This window comes from Cupriavidus malaysiensis (assembly GCF_001854325.1).
GTDB lineage: Bacteria > Pseudomonadota > Gammaproteobacteria > Burkholderiales > Burkholderiaceae > Cupriavidus > Cupriavidus malaysiensis.
Genome location: NZ_CP017754.1, coordinates 2,999,375 through 3,021,068 on the forward strand (window position 1 = coordinate 2,999,375; position 21,694 = coordinate 3,021,068).

Sequence of the window (21,694 nt, forward strand, 5' to 3'; positions counted from 1 at the left end):
GTGATGGTCGATCCTGGTGGTGGTCGATCCTGGTGGTGGTCGAACGTGATTGGAGAGGAACCGGAGTCCTGTCTCCAGGATTCGCGGCTCCGCACACTTGTGACTCGCCACTAGTCCAGGCTCACATGCCGGTCCTGGATGATCCTGGCGAAGCGCTGGCTGTCGGCGGCGATCTGCGCGGCGAACTGCGCCGGCGTGCTGCCCACCGGAATCGCGCCCTGCTCCAGCAGGCGCGCACGCACCTGCGGGTCCGCCACGGCCTGCCGTACGCCGTCGGCGATCTTGTCGACGATGGCCTGGGGCGTGCCCGGCGGCGCCAGCAGGCCGGCCCAGGAGCCCGACTCCGCGCCGCCGATGCCCGCTTCGGCCAGCGTCGGCACACCGGGCAGCACGGGCGATCGCACCTTGCCCGTCACCGCCAGCGCGCGCAGCTTGCCCGCCTTCACGTGCCCGGCGGTTTCCAGGATGGAGGCGAACAGCATGTCGACATTGCCCGCGATCAGGTCGCCCATGGCGGCACCACCGCCCTTGTAGGGCACGTGCAGCATCTCCGCGCCGGTGGCCGCCTCGAAGATCTCCGCCGTCAGGTGCGGCGTGCCGCCCTGCCCCGAGCTGGCGAAGGTGAGCTTGCCCGGGCGGGCCTTGGCGAGCGCGACCAGCTCGCGCGCGCTGGCGGCCGGCAGCTTCTCGGTCACCACCAGCACGAAGGGCAGTTCCGCCATCAGGCTGACCGGCACGAAGGCGTCGGGCTGGTAGTTGAGCTTCTTGTACAGCCAGCGATTGGCCGCCTGGGTACCGGCATTGCCGGATACCAGGGTATAGCCGTCGGGACGGGCACGCGCAGCCAGCTCCAGCCCGACGTTGCCTGCCGCGCCCGGCCGGTTGTCGACCACCACCGGCTGCCCCCACAGCTGCGACAGCCTCTGCGCCACCAGCCGCGTGGCCAGGTCGGTGCCGCCGCCCGGTGCGAACGGCAGGATGATGGTGACGGGCCTGGCCGGCCACGCCTCCGCCGCTGCCGCCATCCGCGCGGGCAAGGCCGCCAGCGCCGCGCAGATTGCCGCCAGCACGGCTGCGCCGCGCGCCATCCGTCCCATCTGCAGTCCGATGTATTTCATGTCCGCGCTCCCCCTCGTGATCCATGGCATCGCCCGCCGTCAGCTGGTCGAACAGGAACGGCACCTCGCCGGCCGCCACGTCCTGCAGCGCCTGGGGTGCAGGCCGGCGCCACCCACGGGCTGGCGTCCGGTGCCGGTGATTCCGATGCCGCCGCGGCGGCGCTCAGCGAGCGCGTGCCGGCGTAAGCGGCCGTCAGCGGCCGTCAGCGGCCGTTGGCGGCACGCCAGGCAGCGAAGTCGCTGCGGGCACGCTCGTCTGTCGGCGGATAGAGGCCGATGATGGAACGGCCGCGCTGCACCTCCTCGGTGACGAAGTCCTCGAACGCGGTCATCTCGACCGCCTCCAGGGCGATCTCCGTGGCCAGGTGGCGCGGGATCACCACCACGCCCTCGCCATCGCCGACGACGACATCGCCCGGGAACACTGCCACATCGCCACAGCCCACCGGCACATTGATGTCGATGGCCTGGTGCAGGGTCAGGTTGGTCGGCGCCGACGGCCGCTGGTGGTAAGCGGGCATGCCCAGGCGTGCGATCTCGGGGGAGTCGCGGAAACCGCCGTCGGTGACGATGCCCGCGCCGCCACGCTGCATCAGCCGCGTCACCAGGATCGAGCCGGCCGAGGCCGCGCGCGCATCCTTGCGGCTGTCGATCACCATCACCGCACCGGGCGGGCACTGCTCGATCGCCTGGCGCTGCGGGTGGTTGCGGTCCTGGAATACGGTGATCGGGTTGAGGTCTTCGCGCGCGGGAATGTAGCGCAGCGTGAAGGCCTCGCCGACCATGGGTCCGGCCTCGGGGTTCAGCGGCCGCACGTCCTGGATGAACTGGTTGCGCAGGCCGCGCTTGAACAGCGCGGTGCACAGCGTGGCGGTGCTGACGGTCTTGAGTTGATTGCGCAGGGTCTGGCTGAGTTCGCTCATGGCGTTGGGGGCTCGCAGGCTGGGCACCTGGCTCCCGCGGCGGAAGCCGGGTGCGTGAGGGTCGATCGGTCAGTAGATGCTCGGCTCGCCGACGGGGGCGCCGAAATCGGTCTGCAGGAAGTCGAAGTCGCAGCCGTCGTTGGCCTGGCGGATATGGCGCGAGAACATCCAGCCATAGCCGCGCTCGAAGCGCGGCGGCGGCGGCGTCCATTGCGCGCGCCGGCGCGCCAGCTCCTCGTCGCTGACCTCGAGATGGATGCTGCGCCGTCCGATGTCGACGGTGATGTGGTCGCCGGTGCGCACCAGGGCCAGCGGGCCGCCGATATACGACTCGGGTGCCACGTGCAGGATGCAGGCGCCATAGCTGGTACCGCTCATGCGTGCATCCGACATCCGCAGCATGTCGCGTACGCCCTGCTTGACCAGCTTCTTGGGGATCGGCAGCATGCCCCACTCGGGCATCCCCGGCCCGCCCTGAGGGCCCGCATTGCGCAGGATCAGGACGTGGTCCGCGCTGACATCGAGGTCCTCGTCGTCGATCGCCGCCTTCATCGACGGATAGTCGTCGAACACCAGCGCGGGGCCGGTGTGGCGGAAGAAGCGGCGCTCGCAGGCGCTCGGCTTGATCACGCAGCCGTCGGGGGCGATATTGCCCTTGAGGACGGCCAGCGCGCCTTCTTCGTAGAGGGCCTGTTCGAGCGGCCGGATCACGTCATCGTTGCAGACCTCGGCACCGGCGATGTTCTCGCCCAGGGTGCGGCCGGTGACGGTGAGCGTCTCCAGGTCGAGCAGGCCGCGCAGCCGGCTCATCAGCGCCGGCAGGCCGCCGGCATAGAAGAAGTCCTCCATCAGGTAGGTATCGCCGCTGGGTCGGATATTGGCGATAACCGGCACCCGGCGGCTGGCGGCGTCGAAATCGTCCAGGCCGATCTCGCAGCCGGCGCGCCGCGCCATGGCGATGACGTGGATGATCGCATTGGTCGAGCAGCCCATCGCCATTGCCACCACGATGGCATTGAGGAAGGCAGCGCGGGTCTGGATGCGCGCCGGCACCAGGTCCTCCCACACCATGCCGACGATGCGCCGGCCCGCCTCAGAGCACATGCGGATGTGGTTGGCGTCGGCTGCCGGGATCGAGGACGCGCCCGGCAGCGTCATGCCGATGGCTTCGGCGATGGCCGTCATCGTGCTGGCCGTGCCCATCGTCATGCAGGTACCGTGGCTGCGCGCGATGCCGCCCTCGATGCCGGTCCATTCCGCATCGCTGAGCTTGCCGGCACGGCGCTCGTCCCATAATTTCCAGGCATCCGAGCCCGAGCCCAGCACCTTGCCCTTCCAGTTGCCGCGCAGCATCGGCCCGGCCGGCACATAGATGGCCGGCACGCCGGCGCTGGTGGCACCCATCAGCAGGCCCGGCGTGGTCTTGTCGCAACCGCCCATCAGCACCACACCGTCGACCGGATGCGAGCGGATCAGCTCTTCGGCCTCGATCGCCAGCAGGTTGCGATAGAGCATGGTGGTCGGCTTGACCGCGCTCTCCGACAAGGAAATGGCCGGCAGCTCGACCGGGAATCCGCCCGCCTGCAGCACGCCGCGCTTGACGTCTTCCACGCGCTGCCTGAAGTGTCCGTGGCAAGGATTCAGGTCGGACCAGGTGTTCAGGATGGCGATGACGGGCTTGCCCATCCACTCCTCGGGCGCGTAGCCCATCTGCATGATGCGGGAGCGATGGCCGAACGAGCGCAGGTCGTCCGGCGCGAACCAGCGGGCGCTGCGCAGCGCCTCAGGCGTCTTCTTGGGTGCGGTCATGTCTCCTCCGATGCGGTGGCCGCCGGCGGCGACACGGAGCGGCGGCGCCCCACGGACGATGCATCGTCCGGGCGCGCCCGCGGCAGTCGCCACGCTTGTTTGCTTTTTGTTGTGAAGGATTAGAGCACTAATATATTAGTGTGTCAAACCCGGTCCACTCAGCTAGAATCGCGCATCGCTGCCGGCGCGCCGCGCCGGCAGGCATCGCATCCGATCCATGGAAGACACCCTTCAGTCCCCCGCGCTTGCCGCGTTCCAGTTCGACCGCACGCGCCACGCCGCGCCACAGGTCTTCGAGCACCTGCGCGAACGCATCATCTCGATGGCACTGCCGCCGGGCAGCGTGCTGTCGCGGGCCGACCTGGCCGCCGAGTACGGCACCAGCCAGACACCGGTACGCGATGCGCTGATCCGGCTCAGCGAAGAAGGCCTGGTCGACGTCTTCCCGCAGCACGCGACCGTGGTCAGCCCGATCAGCATCGCGCTGGCACAGCAGGCGCACTTCCTGCGCCGCTCGGTCGAACTGGAGATCGTGCGCAGCCTGGCAGAGCGTCCCGACGCGGCACTGGTGCAGCGCCTGCGCGCCAGTCTCGCCTACCAGCACGCCATGCTGGTGGCGGGCGATTTCGCCGAACTGTCGCGCACCGACCAGACCTTCCATCGCCAGCTCTACGACGCCGCCGAAGTGCCCGACCTGTGGCTGCTGGTGCGCCGCCAGAGCGGCCACCTGGACCGGCTGCGGCGCCTGCATCTGCCCATCGACGACAAGGCGCGCGCGGTGGTCGAGGACCATATGGGCATCGTCGACGCGATCGCCGCGGGCGACCCCGCCGCGGCGCAGGCGCGCCTGCGCCGCCACTTGTCGGGCACCCTGACCAACCTCGACGACATCCGCGCGCGTTTCCAGGACTACTTGCGCTAGCACCGGCCGCGCCAGCGCCGCCCTGGCACTAGCGCATGCCCGCCGCGGCTGCGTAAAATGGGCGCCCCGCCGATCCGCGCCGCCCGTCCCGCCATGTCCGTCACCCCCGCCCTGTTCGAAATGCTGGAAGCGCGCGGCTGGGCCGTCTGCGACGACAGCATCGCGCCGGCCTTCAGGCAGCAGCTCTACGCCTGCAGCGAGGCCGCCTGGCAGGCCGGCCGCTTCCATCCCGCGCGCATCGGCCGCGGCGAGGCCGCCACGCGCGACGAGACGGTACGGGGCGATTCCATCCTGTGGCTCGAACGCAGGCACGGCGACGCGGTCATGGACGCGTTCATGGACTGGGCCGCGCAGTTGCGCGCCGAGCTCAACCAGCGCTACTTCCTCGGCCTGCGCCGCGAGGAATTCCATTTCTCCCATTACCCCGTCGGCACCGGCTACCGCAAGCACTTCGACCAGCATCGCGGCAGCCCGCACCGCCGCATCTCGCTGGTGCTGTACCTGAACCCGGAGTGGGATGCGGACGATGGCGGCGAACTGGCCATCCATGCGGCCGATGACGACACGCGCGAAAGCGCGCGCATCCTGCCGCAGGGCGGCCGCCTGGTACTGTTCCGCAGCGAACTGATCCCGCATGCAGTGCTGCCCTGCCGACGCCCGCGGCGCGCGCTGACCGGCTGGTTCCGCACCGACGCCGCCGCCTGAGGGGATACGCCGCCGCGTGCCGCGCGGATACCCCGGCGCGCCTCGTTTCGGCGCGCCCGTCCGCGCCAGCGCGCAGGACCATCGCCTGCGGCAATGCACAGCCCCGCCGAGTGGCGGGCGCCGGCACCATGGCATATAAATAACGGGTACCGCTCAGGCGGCAGGAGGCCACCCATGACGGCACCCAACATCCACGTCGTGCTGACCGCGCACAATGGCTGGGCGGTCGAGGTCGAAGGCACGGACGGCGCCACCTCGCACTACCCCTCGCTGCTGGAAGCCGTGGCGGCCGGCGAGCAGAAGGCCAGGCTGGATGGCGTCGAATTGTTCATTCACGGGGAAGATGGCGCCGTGCGCCGCCACCACGATTTCCGCGCGAAAGACTAGCGTCCCGAACCGCGATTTCTCCGGCTCGGGACATCGGCGCGGCACGCCGCGCTCACTCGCCCTGCATGCCGTAGCGGTACAGCGTCGCGCCGACCTCGATCAGCAGGGTGCGCTCGCGCCCCTGGATCGCCGGATCGGTCAGCAGCATCGCCAGCCGCGCGATCGCGTCGTCCACCGGGAGTTCCTCCGCCTCGTCGAGGGCAAGCCGCTCGAACTCTCGGATCACATCATCTGGTTCCATGGGTTTCCTCATATCGGTACGAATTGGCGCGCCTGCCTTCGCAGCGCGCCGCCCGGCCGATTATCTCAGCGCGCCCATCCGGCCGCCATGACTTCCGCGCCCGGCCATGCCCGCCACGCCCCCTCCCCCGAGCCGCGGCGGCGGCAAGCAGCGCGCCCGCCAATACACAGTTGCGTAACAATTTCCACCGCACCGCGCCCGACAATAGGCCCTCAACCACTTGCGCCCTGCGCGGGCTGGCGGCCTCGCCTGGCCGACCAGCCCTTTTTTTTCGCGCGCCGCATCGCCGCCAGCCAGCGCGGAATCCCACGATCCTCCGTCTGCCACAAAGCCTCGCACCGGGCCTCGACTACTGTACATTCATACAGTATTCTGTAGTACATTGCGCAGCAATCACCCACGCACGGAGACTCCACGATGCCCGCTTCCGCCATGACTGATACCCGCACTGTCAAATACATCGTCGTGCCCTACCGCAAGGGCAACGGCGACGCACTGCAGCCCGGGGAAATCCGCCAGGCTTCCAGCGAAGTCAGCGCCATCCGCATCGCCACCGCCATGGCATCGAGCTTCGCGGGCGTCGCCGCCTACGAGGTGCTGGTCGACGAGGAAACGGGACAGATGGACTCCCCTCGCATCCTGACCAGGGAAGGTCAGATCCCGACCCTGGACGACTGACGGGCGCGGCTGTCGCCATCGACCTCGGCATGGCTTGCGAAGATCAGCGGCGACACCAGCGGCGACACATCAGCCCGCCCGCCGTCTGCCGGCACGATCGCGCAACCGGTGCCTGCAGGCCTCCGATGGAACATCGTGTCGAGCAATACACGGCTGTTGTCCAGCACCCCTCTGCCGAGTTCGGTGATGAAATACACGCGCCCGACGCCGTCCCTCGCCGCGCTCGCGATACACCCCTTCGTCAGCAGTGTGCGCAACAGCGGCCTCACCGCAGCGATACCGCCCGCCGTGTGGTACTCGAGGAGCCGGTCCCCCAGTTCCACTGCCGTGGCCGGCATTTCCAGCACCAGTTGGAGCACGTAGAACTGCGCCAGCAAATCAAGCGACTCTCGTTTCATATCGCAGCCACAGGAGATTGAAGCGACGCCCGATGCGCCGCGCACCCCCGGCGGCGCGGCGCAGGAATATCCGGCACACCGGGGGCGGAATCCAATCCGGCAAGTCTACGGATCAGCCCCGTCGCCGACCGCGGGAAGAGGGCCCGTTTCCGACCGCTCCTCGGCCTCAACCTTTCCGACAACACGCGGGAGCCGCCGCATTCTCGTTCTGTCCGAAGAGGACCGACGGGTGATCGTGGCCCCGGCAGTCAGACCACGACGAGGCCGCCGCGCTGAAGCGGGCAGTGGCGGAAGACGCAGGCAACGACGGCACTCGCATTCCGCATGCGGGCCTCAAGACGCCGGCGGGCGTGACAGACGTGCACTCCATGTGGCAAGAAGAGAAAAAAAGCCCGCCTCGGCGGGGAGCGTCGACGGACCGGAAGTGCAACGGCGCGAGTCTACTCGGTACCGTCGAAACGCGGCTTGTCCGGAACAATCAGATTGCGGACATGTTTCCGACCAACCGATAGAAACAAGCGCACCGCGAGTAGGATCAATCCAGGCAACAGAAGCGCATCGTCCGCATAGCCAAACACCGGAATGAAATCCGGAACCAGCTCAAGAGGGCCGACGATGGAGACAGAGTGACTTGACGGCTAGTGGCATGCGCGGGTGCCGATATGCCAACCAAAGCGCCACCGCATCACGCTTGATCTCGCGTGCGGCCAGACGCATGCGCTACCAGATTGACCGTTCCACCTCGGCCCCCAGGATTCCGTTCAGGCGTGCTTCGCAGCGCCAGAGGGACGACGCCACAACGAAGTCAACACCGATACTTGCGGTGGGTACGGATCAAGCGCGACTGTCCCCGCAGCACCATGCCGCCCCGGCACTACCATTGCCGCTGGAACAACTTCCACGGCGCCGGTGCCTGGGATGCGAATCGGTAGGTATGGGTGGGTCTGGGTAGTGCGGTCTGGCAGACGCTAGTCCTCGCCGTCAGCGGCAACCTGGTCGACCTCCCGCTTCGCAGCGGCAAGAGCCTCGTCGATCGCCACGGCTTCGGACGAAGCCAGTTCGCCGGCATTCTGCCTATGGCCATGCCCTCGAACGACATACGACCAGTCCCAATGACCGCTGGTGACCAGCCTGACGTGAATCAGGATTTCACGGCCTCGGTATCGAAATTCCATAGCAGGCCCTCCGATGTCAGAGGAATCCTAGCATGACGGGCCTGATCAACCTGCGCTTCGTCGGCAAGGCCGAGGCCATCCGCTCGGACTGCGAGCAGCATCGCAGTGCTTTCTGGCGCGAATCGGACAGCAGCCGGCCCGCGCCACGACCGAGGGCTACATCACGCAGCGCCAGATGCCAGTGTCGATGCGGCTTACCGCTGCCGTCCGCCTGAATATTAGAGAGTTTCTAATATCACGGTCTGATATCACGCAAAGCGCTGACGCCAGAATGAGAAAAGCCCGCGTAATCGAATGATTACGCGGGCCTTAATTTGGTCGGGGCGAGAGGATTTGAACCTCCGACCACCTGCACCCCATGCAGGTACTGGAAAAGCACTTTTCCCAATACTGGCAACGGATTCCGGGATCCGTGTCCAATAAGACCAGAGGATACACATCACGTATTCATGCGGCTTGGCGCCCTTCTCTGCTGGTGTTATTGGACACTTTCAAGGGCAAAAAAAAGGCCCGCCTCGGCGGGGAGCGTCGACGGGCCGGAAGTGTAAGGGCCGCAGTCTACGCGCCATCGCTGACGGATGGCTGACCGAGGAAGCGCGGGTTCCCACCGCTGTTCTCGCCAAGCCTGGCACCCAGGCTATACTGTATATCCATACAGTATTCAGCAGGTGATGCATCATGGGCAATCCCAAGCTCCGCCCGGTCGACAAGTCCGACAGCGACTCGCGCGGCCCCACCATCAACCCGGCGAACGGCGTCCTGGCATACATCGCGGGCGACTACGTGCACCAGGCGCGGCAGACGCTCGGCCCCGCCGACAGCGACAGCCGCACGCATGCCGAGGTGGTCATCGAGGCCGGCAACTTCGGTACCGTCCGGATCTTCTTCGAGCGGAAGCTCTCCCGCCACCACAAGAGCTACTACCACTATTGGATGGCCTACCGAGCCGAGCCGGTCACCCCGGACACGGCGCACGCCGATGCCGACCACGCGTAGCGGCCGGTCGCGCAGCTTCCCGCCGGCGCTGACCAAGGCCGAGTTGCGGGCGCTCTACGAGCGCTGCCCTACCCCCGAGGTCAAGCGCCTGCTGTGGGAGATCGCCCGGCTGCAGGCTCTCGCCCAGCGCGCCCAGGATTTGGCCGACATGCTGGCGCCGACTCAACTCGACCAGCTCCTGGTCGCCGAGATCCCGCTCGAGACCGCGATTGCGCCCTACCTGCATGCATTGCGGACCGCGCTCAAGCGGGAAGCCTGCGTCATGGCAGGCAGGATCGATTACCCTGGCCCGGCCTCCGACTTCGGGCCGCAGCCGGAGCGCGCGATCTCCGCCGGCGAGGCCAGGCGCGAGGCCGAGCGGGAAGCCCGGCGCCTCCGCGGCGGGTAGGCTTGCATGCGCGGCCCAGGCGCTGCGCCAACGATCGGGAGGAATCGCCGATGTGCACGAATTACGCCCCAGTGCAGGCCCAGCTGCTGCGCGACGTCTTCGGCGTCGAGCCGCCGGCGTCGGTCTGGAAGTCCGAGACCTGGCGCGACTACCCGGCCCCGATCATGCGCGCCGACCAGGACGGCCGCCGCGACTGCGTGCTGGCCGGCTTCGGCATGATCCCGCGAGCCGAGATCAAGCGGCGCAATGCCGAGCAGGAAGAGCGCACCGGCGCGCCGCCGAAGCTGAAGGACTACGACACCATGAACGCCCGGGCCGAGACGCTCGGCTCGAAGGCGTCCTTCTCAGGCTCCTGGAAGAAGGGCCAGGTCTGCTTGGTGCCGATGACCGCCTTCTACGAACCGAACTACGAGCACGGGCCCAAGTCGGTGCGGTACCGGATCTGGATGAAGGACGAGCCGGCGTTCGGGGTAGCCGGACTTTGGAGGGATTGGCCGGATGGGGCCTTCACGTTCACCATGCTGACGGTGAACGCCGACCACCACCCGGTGATGAAGCGCATGCACGCGCCGGGGAAGGAGAAGCGAGGCATCGTGATCGTGCCGCGCGGGCATTGGGATGACTGGCTGACGTGTCGGGATCCGGAGGTGGCGCGGAGTTTCCTGCAACTAAGCCCACCCGATTCCTTGGTGGCAGAGCCAGCAACGGCATAACTAGGGTTAACACGTAACCCTTTGCGGCGGAAGGAAAGGACAACTACGGCGTTTAAACTCACGCGTCATCCGATACAGGGAAGGTGACGATGAAGAAGATCAAGATCCACTATTTTAAGGTGGAAAGTTATGGTGCCAAAACCGAGCCACTCGAGACGCTGCTCGGCAAACTAGCAGCTGTAGATATATCCGATCGCACGAAAAACTGTAACTACATAGACGTGCGACTGGATCATCTTACCCCGCCAACTGCTGATAAAGCCTATTGGCTGCTTCGGTTCTCTCGTTTCCGGAACGACAATTGGCCCGCAGTGGCCACCTTGGAAGAGGCCGCAAAAGATCTCGAGCTAGACGAGGATGAGATCCTTTCGGAGGAAACCTCTATGCTGTATGCGCCAGCCTCTCAACGTGCAGTTATTCAGTACAACCATTTTGGTGTGCGAGCATCTAAAATTCAAGAATATCTGCTGCAATCCGGTGCATACGGCGAAGGCGGCCATAGTCTCTTGCCGGTTCTGAGCAGCGACGCCCTCGACAAGTATGCGGACAAGAAGATCGTTACAGCTATCGATGTGGTGATCGACGACGTGTCGGCCACGGACATAGCCTACTTTGGAGGAAGCGGCCTCCAGGGGGCAATTAATCAAGCAGTGGATGGGACAGCACGACGAATGAGGGTTACATTTTCAGTCGATGCGCGTGAACGCAAGAATCAGTTGGACAAGGGAACTGTCCAAAAAATGGTAGATAAAGTACTTGGCCGCAATGGAGATAATGACAAGCTGGTTGTTTCGGCCAAGGCGGATGAAGACGATGCAGTCGAGGAACTGAACCTTCTAGAATCGAAGAAATGCGTGGAGTATAATGCTGACAGTATTCCTCGCACCCAGGGCAGGCGCTATTCGCCGGACCACATGTTCGCCCTCCTGGAACAGGCTTATCGAGAATGGGAAAAGTAAGAATCCCTGTCGCCCGCATTTGGGAGAAATCCTACCCGGCCGCCATTGCGACGGCGGCCGCGGTAACGGCATGGCATATGAACCTAGTCTTTGAAGACGCAAAGGTTACCAATCAACTGTCATCCACCATCAATGTATCAGCAATCTTGATGGGTTTCCTTGGCACCGCAAAGGCCATGCTATTATCATTTAATTCGAGACAGTACCAGGCGATTCGCGCAAACAAGTATTTATGGGGCATGCTATTAAGCTACTTCAGTCAAGCAATGCTCGCCGCGCTATCACTTTGTATTTTCTCGCTAGTTCTTTTCTCGCTGGACCCGGGAAGATATAAAGGGTGGAATGTCGGACCGTATTGGGGTGTCGGCCCGATCCCTATCTCTCAAGTACTATTGCCCATGTGGGTTGGTCTCTCAGCATTCGCGTTCCTCGCATTTTTCCGAATCCTTCGCGTAATTTTTGGACTACTGAAGACATCATAGATACGGACTTGGTGCGGAGAAGCATTTACCCTTAGATTTAGTCGCCCTCCATGCCGGCCAACTCCGGCGCCGCATCCCCTTCGGTGTCCCCTTCAGCTTCCGATCAGCGCTCGGTGTGGTCATCAGGCACCTCCAAGTCTCTATAGGAGAAGGCAGATGAACGGTCAGCATGTCAAGCCCGCTGTCGCATCGCAGCATCAGGGAATTTCCCGCATTCAAGCGATCGTTTGACGCAAGCCAGAATTGCTCTGGGCTCGTTCGCAACGCCCGTCTTATTGGGCCCTCGGCTGAGCTAGCGAGGGCCCTCTTCTCTTCGTCGCCGATAAGCGGCGCGCGCAATTGCTCAACATGCCACACGGATCGCACTGACGTGCCCCATTTGAGGCAAGCCGGCGGCCGCCATACACCGTAGACTCAGTCTTGGGGTGCAATGCATCCCGTTCCCTTTTGAGCCCCAGACATCAGTTGGGGCTTTTTCTTTGCACATCACCAGAGCGGCCACACCGGCACTGTCTTCCAGTGCCGCGCTGCACTGTCGCTCAGCGCACCGAGCAACTATCCCATCATCCACGCCTGCCGAGCCGAATAGCAGCCTAGCACTGTCGCCGCAGTTCCCGAACCACCAGAATCTTTACCCTTCCTTCTGGTGCCCCATACGCCTAGGGGGATGAAAAACCATATCCAAGGTATGGAAAATCATCTCAGCAACTCGACCACCATCTTGTTGCATTCTCAAGGGCATAGGAGCTCCCCGCACCTATGCCCTTTTTTCTTTCCGCAGCCACCACGCAGGCACACCGCCCACAAGATCGGCCGCCAGCGTAAGGCATTATCTATACCCCACTCTTGTATGCACCAGACTTGTGCGGGGTAACGAATTTGTCACACTAGAGCAGAATGCGCCTAGGCAGCGACATCCGACCCGCTGCCACTCCCAGAGGGCAAAGGCGCTACCCGCGCCTTTGCCCCATTTTTCGGCTAACCGCCGGTCGGCGCCTGTGAGGTGGCTGGTTCCCAGTGCGACCCGCCACCCAACCGCACACCCCAGAACATCAGCCACCGGCGCCACACCGGCACGCCAGTGACCGCCGAAGCCTCGCGCAGCACGGCATCCGCCACCGCGCGCGGTACCGGGTGCTCGGTGTACAGGAAGTCGTGCACCACGGCGGCTTCGTTGGACGTGCCGCCGGCCAGAAGGTAGACCACCGGCAGCCGCGGCACCGATGCCAGGTCGGTTTCGAACCCGGCCGGAACTTCGAAGGTCTGCCCGGCCATGTCCGACTGGTAGACCAGCGGCTCGACCAGCCGCCACAGGCCGTCATCCTGGTCCGTGGCGTTCTCCATGACCAGCCTGGTCAGGAACTGGCTCACGACGTCGCCCCGGCAACCGCCGCCGCGGGCGCGGCCGGCGCGCTGGCCGGCGCCAGGGTCGAGCTCGGCGCCGGCGCCCCATACTGCGCCAGTGCGGCAGCCAGGGCCACCTGGAATGCCATCAGCCCGATCTGCACGCCGCTGCGCGCGGCTGGGTCGAGCGGCAGCAGGCCCACCACCTGGATGGCGGCCGGCACCGACGTGTTCACCAGCGATTGCACGCTCGAGGCGTCGACCGACGCGCCGGCGGCACACACGGCGCCATTGTCCTTCACCAGCTGCGCCAGGATGACCTGCTTGGCCGGGTCGTCGACCGTCATGGCCTGGACCGACTGCAGGGTCGGCTGCACGACCGCGCAGGCCTTCACGACCTGGGCCTGGAAGGTGGTGGCGGCCTGGGGCGCGCCGGCGCAGCCGGCCAGGGAGACGAGCGCGACGATTCCTGCCGCGCACAACAGCATCAGCTTCTTCATGTGACGTTCCTCTTACGGGTGAATGCCGCGGACGCGGCGGGATGGGACTGCTCAGAAAATCCAGCTGGCGCCGACCATGAGGCGGCCGGCACGGTCGAAGGTGGCGGTGATCTGGGTCGAGGGCGGGATCTCGACGAAGGCGCAGCAGCAGCTGACGTGCAGGCTCTGGTCCACCAGCGGCACGACCTGAGCGTGCTCGACCACCGCGCAGCCGGGCAGCGCCAGGGCGGCCAGGCACGCACCTGCGGCCGCCGCGCGGCTAGGTCGCATGGTGGATCACCTCCCCCGGCGTGAACTGGTAGCCCTCGCGGCCGAACTTCTGGGCCAGCCACAGGGGGAACGGCAGCGCGTGGATGCCCGCGTCCTTGCCAGTGTGGTGCTGGCGGCAGAGCAGCAGCCCGTTCACCGTCATGTCGTCGACGAAGGTGTACGGGTCGGCCGGGTCGAAGGCGGCCCAGTCGAACGCCGCGGCGTGCGGCCCGAGCGCGCCGGCGCGCGCGGCAGCCTGGACCGCCGGCCAGTCGATCATGTTGGCGAGCGACCGTTCGATCGGGTGGTGATGGGCTTCCAGCGGCTGGCCGCTCTCCTGCGCCGTGGCGCCGCAGACGTAGCAGCGGCCGCCCTCGCGAGCGATCAGCTGCTTCTTCGTGCGTTCGAACAGCGCCGTGGTGGCACGCGGCTCGTGCCCGGGCAGCAGCACGTCGACCGCCAGGGTCTCTTTCTCTTCGTGGGTATCCGTGACGGCCATAGGCCCTCCAGAAATGCAAAGGCCCCGCACACGGCGGGGCCTGGGGTGCAGGTGGTGCAGGTCAGACGGCAGGCGGCGAGATCACCCGGAACGCCAACTGGGCGATGTCCACCGAGATTGGCTGCGTGTTGCCGCCGGCGCTCGAGGCGCCGATCAGGACCGACACGTTGGCCGCGCCAGCCGGCACGAGCAGGCGCTCGCAGATGATCCCGCTCTCGGACGCGCCGGTATTCGTCTGGCGCAGGTAGGCCGTGCTGATGGTCTGGCTCCAGCTGGCGTTCTGCCACGCCACACCCAGCATCTGGCCGAACGGCCCCGTGATGGCGTCCGCCGTGCCCCAGGTCACCGCCGGCGTGCTCGCGCGCAGGCGGCAGCTCACCTCGATCACACTGCCGGCCACGACGCCGCCGAACGCCAGCGACGACGCGCCGACCGCCCCGGCGTTCGCCGGGCGCGTGAAGCGTTGCCAATTGCCCAGGCACTGGCCATCGTTGACAAGCAGGCCCGTCACGCCGCTGGCCAACTGCACGCCATCGGCCACCGACGTGCTGCCACTTCCCGAGTTGAACAGGCCGTTCTGCAGCAGATTGGCCGGGTCGGAGTTGTAGGTGACCAGCCAGGGCGGCGTGTCCTTCTTCGCCGCGGCGTTGAACTTCGGATCGGCCAGCACGTACGCCGCCAGCGCGCCGCTGCCGAGTACCGTCGGGTGCGTCCCGTCGAAGGTGTACGCCGCCTTCAGAAATGCCGGGTTGTTCGGATCTTGGAAAGCCGCATTGCAGTCGACCAGCGGGAAGCCGTACTGCGCCTGCATCTGGTAGACCAGCGCGTTCCAGGCATTGATGCCGGTCTGGCTGCCCGGCACGTTGCCGCGCGGCGGGATGGTCCACAGGATCGGCTGGATGCCGGCGGCAATCAGCTGGCGGATCATGGTCGTCACGGCCGCGAAGCCGCTGGCGATCTCCGCCGACGAGTTGTAGTTGTTCGAGCCGCATGCGATGACGCACGACTTGGGCAGCGGGTTCATCGCCAGCACCTGCGGCAGTTGCGACGCCAGCGCTTGTTCCGCGGTCGAGCCGGACACGGCGAAGTCGGCGCCGTAGCGGTAGCGGTAAGTCTGCCCGCTCAGATAGCACAGGTCGCGCAGCCAGTTCGTCAGGCCCGAGTAGGCGATCGCCGAGATGCTGTCGCCGACGCCGACGATGCCGACCTTCTGGCCGGCAAAGGTCAGTGGCGCCATCACAACGGCTTCTGCGGCTGCGGCTGCTGATGCGGCCGTGGAAGCCGTCGCGGCAGCAGCCGTCGCCGCCGAGGCAGCAGACACTGCCTCCGCAACCGCCTCCTGCGCCGCCGGGCTCAACTCGGCCCCGGCCACGAAGAGGTTCCATTGCATCGGCGTGATGTCCGGCTGGGCGCCGACGCTCGCAGTCAGAGCGGTATAGGCCGAGCCGTTGTAGGTCACGCAGTCGTTGATGGCATAGGCTACGGTCGACGACCAGGTGCCGCGCAGATTGATGCCAGCGCCCGGCTCGCCTTGCGGGCCAGGCGTGCTTGCCAGAATTACGGTCATGCAAAGCTCCGGTGATCAGAATGGAGGGGTCTCGCTCAGCGCCAGCAGGATCTGGCCGCAGAGGTACTTGATGAGGCCGCCGCCAGGCGTCTCGACGAAAAGGTCATAGACCCCGAACGGCATCGCCCCGAACTGCGGCAAGGCGTACGGTTGCCCCGAATAGAGCGCTGTCGACGCGCCAGGCACGGTCCAGTTCAGTTGGCCCAGGGGCCCGTTAAGCGTGATCGTCCCTGCCTTCGTCGAGAGGTCGATCAGCGCAGTCGGGCTCGATTGCGACGCGCGGCACTTGAGGTAGATATGGCAGCCGGTCAGGTTCAGCGGCGTTCTGTCGTCGTTCTGCAGAACCAGCTGGACGCTCCAATCGGCGCCCTGGTCAATCAGGAAATCCAAGCGATCAGCCATAGGGGTCCAGGATGAAGAGAGCCCCGCGCGCGGCGGGGCCTGGGGTGTGGAGGGGGCAGATGGGAGAGGCCTCAGCCCCACCTGTCTGGGAAGGCGACCATCGGCACTGTCTGGCCGGCCAGCGCATGCGTGCAGTCACCCAGGTACTGGATCTGCCCGTCCGTCACGAACGTGTGGCAGACCTCCGGCGGATCGCCGTCCATCGGCACAAAGGCCGGGTCGACCGCGCGGCCAGTGCGCACCAGCACGCTCGGCGTAAAGGTCGGCCGCTCGGCGTGGCCGTTCCAACCCCACCGCGGCCCCGGCCCGGCGCCGTACTGGATCGAATGCGAGACGCCGCAACCCGGGCACCAGAAGGACAGCACTCCGGGCGCAAGCTCGCGCAGGACGTTGGAGAGGGCCGTCATGCGAGCACCCCACCCGCCTGCACGTAGATACCGCGCAAGTAGTCGAGCGAATGTTCGTTCTGCCCGTAGCCGGCGCCCGGCAGGCTTGCCCATATGTTGCGCACGCGGGACACTGCCTCGTCGAAGCGACCCGCAGCGATCAACTGCAGCGCCAAGCGTTCGCGGATCTGCTGTACCGCAATACGGTCCTGCGCCACCGGGCCGAAGTCCGTCAGTCCCAACTGGCGCCTGTAGATGTCATACCAGCGCGCGAGAACCTGGTAGCGGCCGGCCGCCGTCGAAGACAGACCCGCCCGGATCAGCACCAGTTGCCGCGGATGGTCGGCATAACTGCGAAACAGCTTCGGCGCAGCCGGTGTGCTACCCACAAGGACGTTGTAGCCATTATCCGACTTGGCGATGAGTGCCCGGCCAAGCTCGGCGACGGCAATCATGTCCAGGAAGGGCCGGATGTTCGGGGTATCCATGTCACCCGGCATGGTTCTCTCCTGCCACCGCTTCCTTGGCATCGGCCATCAGCTCACCGATGTCCTTGCCCCGGCGCTTCTCGAACCATCGCACGACGGCGCCGATCACCCACCAGGCCGGCAGGCCGGCGATGACCAGGAACGGCGCGCTGGCGTAGAGCACGCCGAATTCCGGCGGGACGCCGAAAGTCACGCCCATGGCGCGCGCCGACGTGAACAGATCCGGCGCCTTGGCATTGACGTAGGCCACCAGCGCCGGGCCGAAGACGATCGACGCCAGGACGGACGAGACGAGCCGGGCGAACCCTTCCCGCTTCGTCTTCGGCCAGAGCACCATGAAGCCCAGCGCGGCTGCGACGGCGCCGGCGCCGATCTGCAGGCCGAAGAGTTTGGCGGTGGCGCTGACAGCTGCGCCGGTTGCGACGGTGCCGCTGATTGGTTCGGACATTTGACCCCCGAAAATGAAAAAGCCCGCTCGACGCGGGCATGAGAAGACCGCTTGGAGGCGGCTTGTGTCGTTCGAATCAGCCGGCTACTTGGTCGGCACCGGCATCCCAGACCGCGCCAACTCTGGCAGCGACTCATAGAATGCGGCCCACCGCGCGTCGCTCGCATCGACCTCGCCCAGGTTGGCGAACACCGAACTGTCTTGCGGGGACGCGAAGTACGACACGATCGTCGACTGCGTGCCGTCGGAGAATTGGACGTTGAGCATGGCGCCTTCCTAGATCGAATAGCCAGAGATGAACCCGTACAGCGTCCCGGAGCCGGAAACGTTGGTGAGTGTGTAGTAGATCGTTTGACTCACGAGAATCGGCAGGCCGCTAAAGGAATATGCCGCGCCCGCACCCGACGCGGGCGCGGTCGTGCCGATGCGGATCGACCCCACGGATTGCGCATTGCCAACGAAGGAGGCATTGCTACCGCCATTCACCGTGTTGTTGTTGACGACCATGGTCCCGCGCACTGCTCGCGCGTTCGGAGGGACGATCGTACTGACGGAAACGGAGGTCGGCGTCGACGCAACCGTGGAGGTCGTCAGGATCGCCACTTCCGGGATCCACACCTCGCGATCGAGCTGGGCACCCGCTACGAGTTTCCCATTGCCATCCACTGGCCACACGGATACCAGCGCCGATGCGGTGTAGCCGGTCGGCATGTTCGCGCCCCCGTAGACGCTGGGGGCGACCGCAGAGGTCGCGTTGACCGCCAGTAGCGCGCTCGCCCCGGTGGATGGGTTGTAGATCGCGTAGAGCGCCACGTACCCATAGGCCGGCGCAGTGCCAGTGTCCATGCCGCCGGCCCCGGTGGCGGCTAGGTTGATGGTCTTGTTGAAGTTCGGCAGGCAGTAGCGCGCGCCGCCGAGTGCGGTCTCGACGATGATCTCGTCGGCCGTGAGCGCCACCGTCGCAGAGGCCACGGCATTGTTCACCTTCAGATTGCGCGCCTGGCCAACGACGCCGGCCGCTTGCGCCACGGTCACAGCGTGATTACTCTGCGTCCCCTGGGCCACCTGTTGCGCGCCGCCCGTGCACTCCATCACGACCCAGGCGCCGTTCCCACCGTTGACGGTCGACGCGACGACGTACAGCAGGCATGCGACGCCCTTCGCAGGCAGCTCGCCGCCCTGAAGTGGCTGCAGACCGAGCCCCAGAATCGGCTTTGCGCCCAGTCCGTCGACGTTGAGCGTCGACGCGCCGGTGTTCGCGTTGGCGATCGACACGTCGAGCGTCAACCCGGACGACGTCGGGTAGGCCGAGAGGGCGGCCAGGTTGGCCACTACATAGGCGTTCGCCGCACCGGTGTCGGCCAGAACTGGATTCTGGCGCGCGGTCACCGAGATCGCCGTCGCCAGATTGGCCAGCAGCGTCGCGGTCGTGCCATCGTCGATGGCCGTCTGGCCGGTGTTGGCAACGATGAACTGCGCCAGGACCGCCGTCATGATGCTGCTCTGGCGCCAGACCTTGTTGAGCTGCGCCGAGGGCGCGACGCCGGCAGAAAAGCCGTTGGCGATCAGGGAGGTGAGCGCCGCGTACTGGGCCTGCGTCAGCACGTTGGCGCCCGCCCCTGCAGCGAAGGGCAGAAAGTCGTTCTGGATGGGCATTGGGGTTCCGGAAAAGAAAAAGCCGCCCGAAGGCGGCTTGTGTGGCAGCAGGTGAGGTCAGGCGGGGACCGCCCACGAGCCGGCGTCGAGGCCGGCGATGTACTGGTTGGAGACGTCGAATCCGAAGAGCGGCGTATTGTTGGCGGACGGCACGACGTAGTTGGCAAGCACCCCTTCCGGCTTGAGCGGTAGGTAGCCGCCGGAGAACAGTGCGCGCAGCAGCGCGCTCGGGATCTCCCCCGACACACCCACCGTCATCGTCATGTCCTGGTTGTCCTGGATGAAGATGTTGCTGGCCGACCCAGCGAACAGGTTCGCGTAGGCCGCCGCGGCGCCGGGCACCGTCCCGTCCCAGCTATTCGCCGCGATCTTGGCGCGGATCAGCGTCCTGAACGTGCCGTCATCGAGCGACGTCAGGCCGGTGCTGGGATCGAAGGGGCCCTGCCAGTTGCCTTGGTCGAAGCCCAGGCCTGCGGTGTCGAGCGAGAAGTAGACGTTCAGCGGTGTCCGGACCTGCCGCCTGATGCCGGCCCACAGGCCGACGGCGTCGAGCTGCACGCCAACGGCGTTGTCCAGGTCAAACGCCGCCGGGATCGACTGCATGACGTTAATCTGGTCGCCGAAGCACTGCGCGACGACAGCCACCATGGCCATGAACTTCGGCTTGTCCGCGTGCTGGGTGGTGATCAGAGCGGTGTAGTCGGATGCCTGTGCCATGTCATGTCGCCGTGATCGTCACGCTCGCAGGTGTCGCCTGACCGGCGTGGTTGAAGGCCAGCGGCACGTCCGGCGCGCCGACGCCGCCGGGCCCGCTCAGCGTCAGTGACGTGATGCGGAACGTGTTGCTGCCAGGCACTGACTTCGCGGCCGCCAGAGCGGAATCCCATTCGACGAAGCCACTCGGCGCGCCGCCGATCACCACCGAGTTGATGTATGCGGCCACCGCGGCCTGGATCGCCGCGCCGACGGTCGACGTGTAGCCGGTGAGCGCCTTCAACGTGATCGCGCAGGTGATGGCGTCGTACGTCGGCCGGTAGAAGCTGATCGGATGGGCGATGCCGTAGGCGTCGGTCACGTAGATGGTCGTCGTGCCGTAAGTGCCGCACCCCGGCCCCTTCTTGGCGGCGATGGCCTGCGCGATCGCCGTAGCGTCGCCGCCCTCCACCACCAGGTAGATCTTGTTGGCAGGGATGCCATTGGCATCGACGACGCTCGTGTCGTTCTCATAGGGGGTCACGCGGGTCACGCCTGGCACCGCCCACACCGCCCCGACCGTCCCCTCCAGGACTGTCCGCGACGACAGCGCCGTCGACGTGGCCTGTCGCGCCTTCAGCTGGGAATCGGTTTCGACTGGCTCGCCGGCTTGGGCGGCGCTCGCGTTCGTGACCGACTGCCAACCCAGCGTCGGCGTCGCGATCTGGTTGACCGCGCCGACCCCAGCCTGCACCGCGCCGGCCGTCTGGCAGGTCGCCGTCACGGTGATGGTGCCGCTCGGCGGGATCGTGACCGTCGTCGGCAGCGCCCACTTGTTGCCATTGGCGTCTTGCGTCACGCCATTGGTGATCACAGTGCCCGCCACGCCGACGATGATCTGGTCGACCGTCGAGTTGCTCGGCGTATTGCGCCGCAGGCCGTTGATCTTGACTACGCTGGACAGGTTCGCGCCCTGCGCCGTGGCCGGCGAGAAACCGTTGTACCCGGCGATGATCGCAGCATTCAGGTCATTGATCGGCGTTGCGATGCCGGCCACCAGGAACTGGTAGTCCTCCGAGTCGTTCCCGAGGTAGACGTCCGACCCATAGATCGCCCGGTACTTGGATACGACGTAGTCCAGCACGTCCGAGAACGCCGGCGCGCTGATTCCGGAAGCACTGATGACCGGTGCGACAGAGGGGATGGTCATAGCGTGGTCGTGAAAGTGGCTTGGCCGTACTGCGTATTGATGGTGACCGTGACAGTCAGCGTGCGCGCCTGCGTGTCGGCCGTGCTCGAGTAGCTGACGATCTCGGTCACGCCCGTGGTACCCAGGATGCGATCGCGGATCGCGGTGTCGTACTGGTCCTTCGTGTACTTGCCGAGCACCTCGGTGTTCCACGGCGTGCCATCGGTGACATCGAGGAACCACTCGCCGAGCGTGAGGCGCAGTCGTGTCTGCACGGCCTGCGCCACGGCCTCGGCCTGGTCGCGATAGAAATCGCCCTGCTGGTTGCCCCAGGAGTAGTCGCCGTTGGCGTCGAGCTTTCGGTACCGCATGGCACCTC

The 21,694-nt window shown here is 66.1% G+C and carries 30 protein-coding genes; 9 read left to right on the top strand and 21 right to left on the bottom strand.

Going from position 1 to position 21,694, the window contains the following annotated elements; translation table 11 throughout:
• Nucleotides 1–110 precede the first annotated feature (110 nt).
• The 3 genes from BKK80_RS13245 to araD form a co-directional block, all read right to left on the bottom strand.
• On the bottom strand, nt 111–1,118 hold the full coding sequence (locus BKK80_RS13245) for a Bug family tripartite tricarboxylate transporter substrate binding protein (protein ID WP_071069757.1): 1,008 nt from the start codon (nt 1,116–1,118) through the stop codon (nt 111–113).
• 203 nt (nt 1,119–1,321) lie between these two features.
• Nucleotides 1,322–2,041: a ribonuclease activity regulator RraA gene (locus tag BKK80_RS13250; RefSeq protein WP_071069758.1), complete on the bottom strand. Its 720-nt coding sequence runs from the start codon at nt 2,039–2,041 to the stop codon at nt 1,322–1,324.
• 69 nt (nt 2,042–2,110) lie between these two features.
• A complete protein-coding gene (gene araD, locus BKK80_RS13255) occupies nt 2,111–3,850 on the bottom strand; it encodes an L-arabinonate dehydratase (RefSeq protein WP_071069759.1) in 1,740 nt (579 codons plus the stop codon).
• Between the two features lie 217 nt (nt 3,851–4,067).
• Between araD and BKK80_RS13260 the strand changes: the two genes are divergently transcribed.
• The 3 genes from BKK80_RS13260 to BKK80_RS13270 all read left to right on the top strand — a co-directional run bounded on the left by BKK80_RS13260 (nt 4,068) and on the right by BKK80_RS13270 (nt 5,864).
• Nucleotides 4,068–4,772 (top strand): GntR family transcriptional regulator, encoded by a 705-nt coding sequence (locus tag BKK80_RS13260; RefSeq protein WP_071013582.1) that lies wholly within the window; start codon nt 4,068–4,070, stop codon nt 4,770–4,772.
• Between the two features lie 93 nt (nt 4,773–4,865).
• Entirely contained in the window at nt 4,866–5,477 is a 612-nt protein-coding gene (locus BKK80_RS13265) for a 2OG-Fe(II) oxygenase (RefSeq protein WP_083384229.1), read from the top strand.
• A gap of 174 nt (nt 5,478–5,651) precedes the next feature.
• Nucleotides 5,652–5,864 (top strand): DUF2188 domain-containing protein, encoded by a 213-nt coding sequence (locus BKK80_RS13270; RefSeq protein ID WP_071013591.1) that lies wholly within the window; start codon nt 5,652–5,654, stop codon nt 5,862–5,864.
• 52 nt (nt 5,865–5,916) lie between these two features.
• Here BKK80_RS13270 and BKK80_RS13275 read toward each other — a convergent pair whose 3' ends face one another.
• Nucleotides 5,917–6,105, bottom strand: a complete 189-nt coding sequence (locus tag BKK80_RS13275) for a hypothetical protein (protein WP_071013593.1) — start codon at nt 6,103–6,105, stop codon at nt 5,917–5,919.
• A gap of 432 nt (nt 6,106–6,537) precedes the next feature.
• On the opposite strand from BKK80_RS13275, the gene BKK80_RS13280 reads away from it, so the two are divergent.
• The gene (locus BKK80_RS13280) at nt 6,538–6,783 is read left to right on the top strand and encodes a hypothetical protein (protein ID WP_071016451.1); all 246 of its coding nucleotides are present in this window, start codon (nt 6,538–6,540) and stop codon (nt 6,781–6,783) included.
• Here the strand turns inward: BKK80_RS13280 and BKK80_RS13285 are convergent.
• The 3 genes from BKK80_RS13285 to BKK80_RS13290 all read right to left on the bottom strand — a co-directional run bounded on the left by BKK80_RS13285 (nt 6,759) and on the right by BKK80_RS13290 (nt 8,356).
• Nucleotides 6,759–7,181 carry a PadR family transcriptional regulator gene (locus tag BKK80_RS13285; RefSeq protein ID WP_197523925.1) on the bottom strand — a complete coding sequence of 141 codons (423 nt, stop codon included), beginning with the start codon at nt 7,179–7,181 and terminating at the stop codon, nt 6,759–6,761. The two genes, BKK80_RS13280 and BKK80_RS13285, sit on opposite strands and share 25 nt — an antisense overlap.
• A gap of 440 nt (nt 7,182–7,621) precedes the next feature.
• Nucleotides 7,622–7,798 (bottom strand): DUF1232 domain-containing protein, encoded by a 177-nt coding sequence (locus BKK80_RS37985; RefSeq protein WP_083384106.1) that lies wholly within the window; start codon nt 7,796–7,798, stop codon nt 7,622–7,624.
• A gap of 351 nt (nt 7,799–8,149) precedes the next feature.
• Entirely contained in the window at nt 8,150–8,356 is a 207-nt protein-coding gene (locus tag BKK80_RS13290) for a hypothetical protein (protein ID WP_071069760.1), read from the bottom strand.
• Between the two features lie 32 nt (nt 8,357–8,388).
• Here BKK80_RS13290 and BKK80_RS36450 point away from each other — a divergent pair, with 32 nt between their 5' ends.
• The 5 genes from BKK80_RS36450 to BKK80_RS36455 all read left to right on the top strand — a co-directional run bounded on the left by BKK80_RS36450 (nt 8,389) and on the right by BKK80_RS36455 (nt 11,412).
• A complete protein-coding gene (locus BKK80_RS36450) occupies nt 8,389–8,571 on the top strand; it encodes a hypothetical protein (RefSeq protein WP_157903222.1) in 183 nt (60 codons plus the stop codon).
• A 463-nt stretch (nt 8,572–9,034) separates the two neighbouring features.
• Nucleotides 9,035–9,352 carry a hypothetical protein gene (locus BKK80_RS13295; protein ID WP_071069762.1) on the top strand — a complete coding sequence of 106 codons (318 nt, stop codon included), beginning with the start codon at nt 9,035–9,037 and terminating at the stop codon, nt 9,350–9,352.
• Nucleotides 9,336–9,740, top strand: a complete 405-nt coding sequence (locus BKK80_RS13300; RefSeq protein ID WP_071069764.1) for a hypothetical protein — start codon at nt 9,336–9,338, stop codon at nt 9,738–9,740. Before BKK80_RS13295 ends, BKK80_RS13300 begins: the two co-directional genes overlap by 17 nt.
• 50 nt (nt 9,741–9,790) lie before the next feature.
• Nucleotides 9,791–10,453 (top strand): SOS response-associated peptidase, encoded by a 663-nt coding sequence (locus BKK80_RS13305; protein WP_071069766.1) that lies wholly within the window; start codon nt 9,791–9,793, stop codon nt 10,451–10,453.
• Between the two features lie 89 nt (nt 10,454–10,542).
• Nucleotides 10,543–11,412 carry a DUF6731 family protein gene (locus BKK80_RS36455; RefSeq protein ID WP_157903223.1) on the top strand — a complete coding sequence of 290 codons (870 nt, stop codon included), beginning with the start codon at nt 10,543–10,545 and terminating at the stop codon, nt 11,410–11,412.
• Nucleotides 11,413–12,872: 1,460 nt separating this feature from the next.
• Here the strand turns inward: BKK80_RS36455 and BKK80_RS13310 are convergent.
• The 14 genes from BKK80_RS13310 to BKK80_RS13375 form a co-directional block, all read right to left on the bottom strand.
• Nucleotides 12,873–13,265, bottom strand: a complete 393-nt coding sequence (locus BKK80_RS13310; protein WP_205683700.1) for a DUF1353 domain-containing protein — start codon at nt 13,263–13,265, stop codon at nt 12,873–12,875.
• Nucleotides 13,262–13,738: a hypothetical protein gene (locus tag BKK80_RS13315; RefSeq protein ID WP_071069769.1), complete on the bottom strand. Its 477-nt coding sequence runs from the start codon at nt 13,736–13,738 to the stop codon at nt 13,262–13,264. The genes BKK80_RS13310 and BKK80_RS13315 overlap by 4 nt, the downstream gene beginning before the upstream one ends.
• 51 nt (nt 13,739–13,789) lie before the next feature.
• The gene (locus BKK80_RS13320) at nt 13,790–14,008 is read right to left on the bottom strand and encodes a hypothetical protein (RefSeq protein WP_071069770.1); all 219 of its coding nucleotides are present in this window, start codon (nt 14,006–14,008) and stop codon (nt 13,790–13,792) included.
• Nucleotides 13,998–14,486: a hypothetical protein gene (locus BKK80_RS13325; protein WP_071036663.1), complete on the bottom strand. Its 489-nt coding sequence runs from the start codon at nt 14,484–14,486 to the stop codon at nt 13,998–14,000. Before BKK80_RS13325 ends, BKK80_RS13320 begins: the two co-directional genes overlap by 11 nt.
• A gap of 61 nt (nt 14,487–14,547) precedes the next feature.
• On the bottom strand, nt 14,548–16,053 hold the full coding sequence (locus BKK80_RS13330; protein WP_071069772.1) for a GDSL-type esterase/lipase family protein: 1,506 nt from the start codon (nt 16,051–16,053) through the stop codon (nt 14,548–14,550).
• Nucleotides 16,054–16,068: 15 nt separating this feature from the next.
• Entirely contained in the window at nt 16,069–16,455 is a 387-nt protein-coding gene (locus BKK80_RS13335; protein ID WP_071069774.1) for a hypothetical protein, read from the bottom strand.
• A 71-nt stretch (nt 16,456–16,526) separates the two neighbouring features.
• Nucleotides 16,527–16,862, bottom strand: coding sequence for a ubiquitination-like system serine protease family protein (locus BKK80_RS13340; RefSeq protein ID WP_071036656.1), 336 nt, complete (start codon nt 16,860–16,862; stop codon nt 16,527–16,529).
• The gene (locus BKK80_RS13345) at nt 16,859–17,341 is read right to left on the bottom strand and encodes a glycoside hydrolase family 24 protein (protein ID WP_071069776.1); all 483 of its coding nucleotides are present in this window, start codon (nt 17,339–17,341) and stop codon (nt 16,859–16,861) included. Before BKK80_RS13345 ends, BKK80_RS13340 begins: the two co-directional genes overlap by 4 nt.
• Nucleotides 17,331–17,777 (bottom strand): hypothetical protein, encoded by a 447-nt coding sequence (locus tag BKK80_RS13350; protein WP_071069778.1) that lies wholly within the window; start codon nt 17,775–17,777, stop codon nt 17,331–17,333. Before BKK80_RS13350 ends, BKK80_RS13345 begins: the two co-directional genes overlap by 11 nt.
• A gap of 84 nt (nt 17,778–17,861) precedes the next feature.
• Entirely contained in the window at nt 17,862–18,044 is a 183-nt protein-coding gene (locus BKK80_RS13355) for a hypothetical protein (protein ID WP_071040206.1), read from the bottom strand.
• A 9-nt stretch (nt 18,045–18,053) separates the two neighbouring features.
• Nucleotides 18,054–19,433 carry a hypothetical protein gene (locus BKK80_RS37450; RefSeq protein ID WP_236903677.1) on the bottom strand — a complete coding sequence of 460 codons (1,380 nt, stop codon included), beginning with the start codon at nt 19,431–19,433 and terminating at the stop codon, nt 18,054–18,056.
• Between the two features lie 57 nt (nt 19,434–19,490).
• Nucleotides 19,491–20,150: a DUF2612 domain-containing protein gene (locus BKK80_RS13365; protein WP_071069780.1), complete on the bottom strand. Its 660-nt coding sequence runs from the start codon at nt 20,148–20,150 to the stop codon at nt 19,491–19,493.
• A 1-nt stretch (nt 20,151) separates the two neighbouring features.
• Complete coding sequence (locus BKK80_RS13370; protein ID WP_071069783.1) at nt 20,152–21,336, bottom strand: baseplate J/gp47 family protein; 1,185 nt, start codon at nt 21,334–21,336, stop codon at nt 20,152–20,154.
• Nucleotides 21,333–21,686, bottom strand: a complete 354-nt coding sequence (locus tag BKK80_RS13375) for a contractile injection system sheath initiator (RefSeq protein WP_071069785.1) — start codon at nt 21,684–21,686, stop codon at nt 21,333–21,335. Before BKK80_RS13375 ends, BKK80_RS13370 begins: the two co-directional genes overlap by 4 nt.
• Between the last annotated feature and the right edge of the window lie 8 nt (nt 21,687–21,694).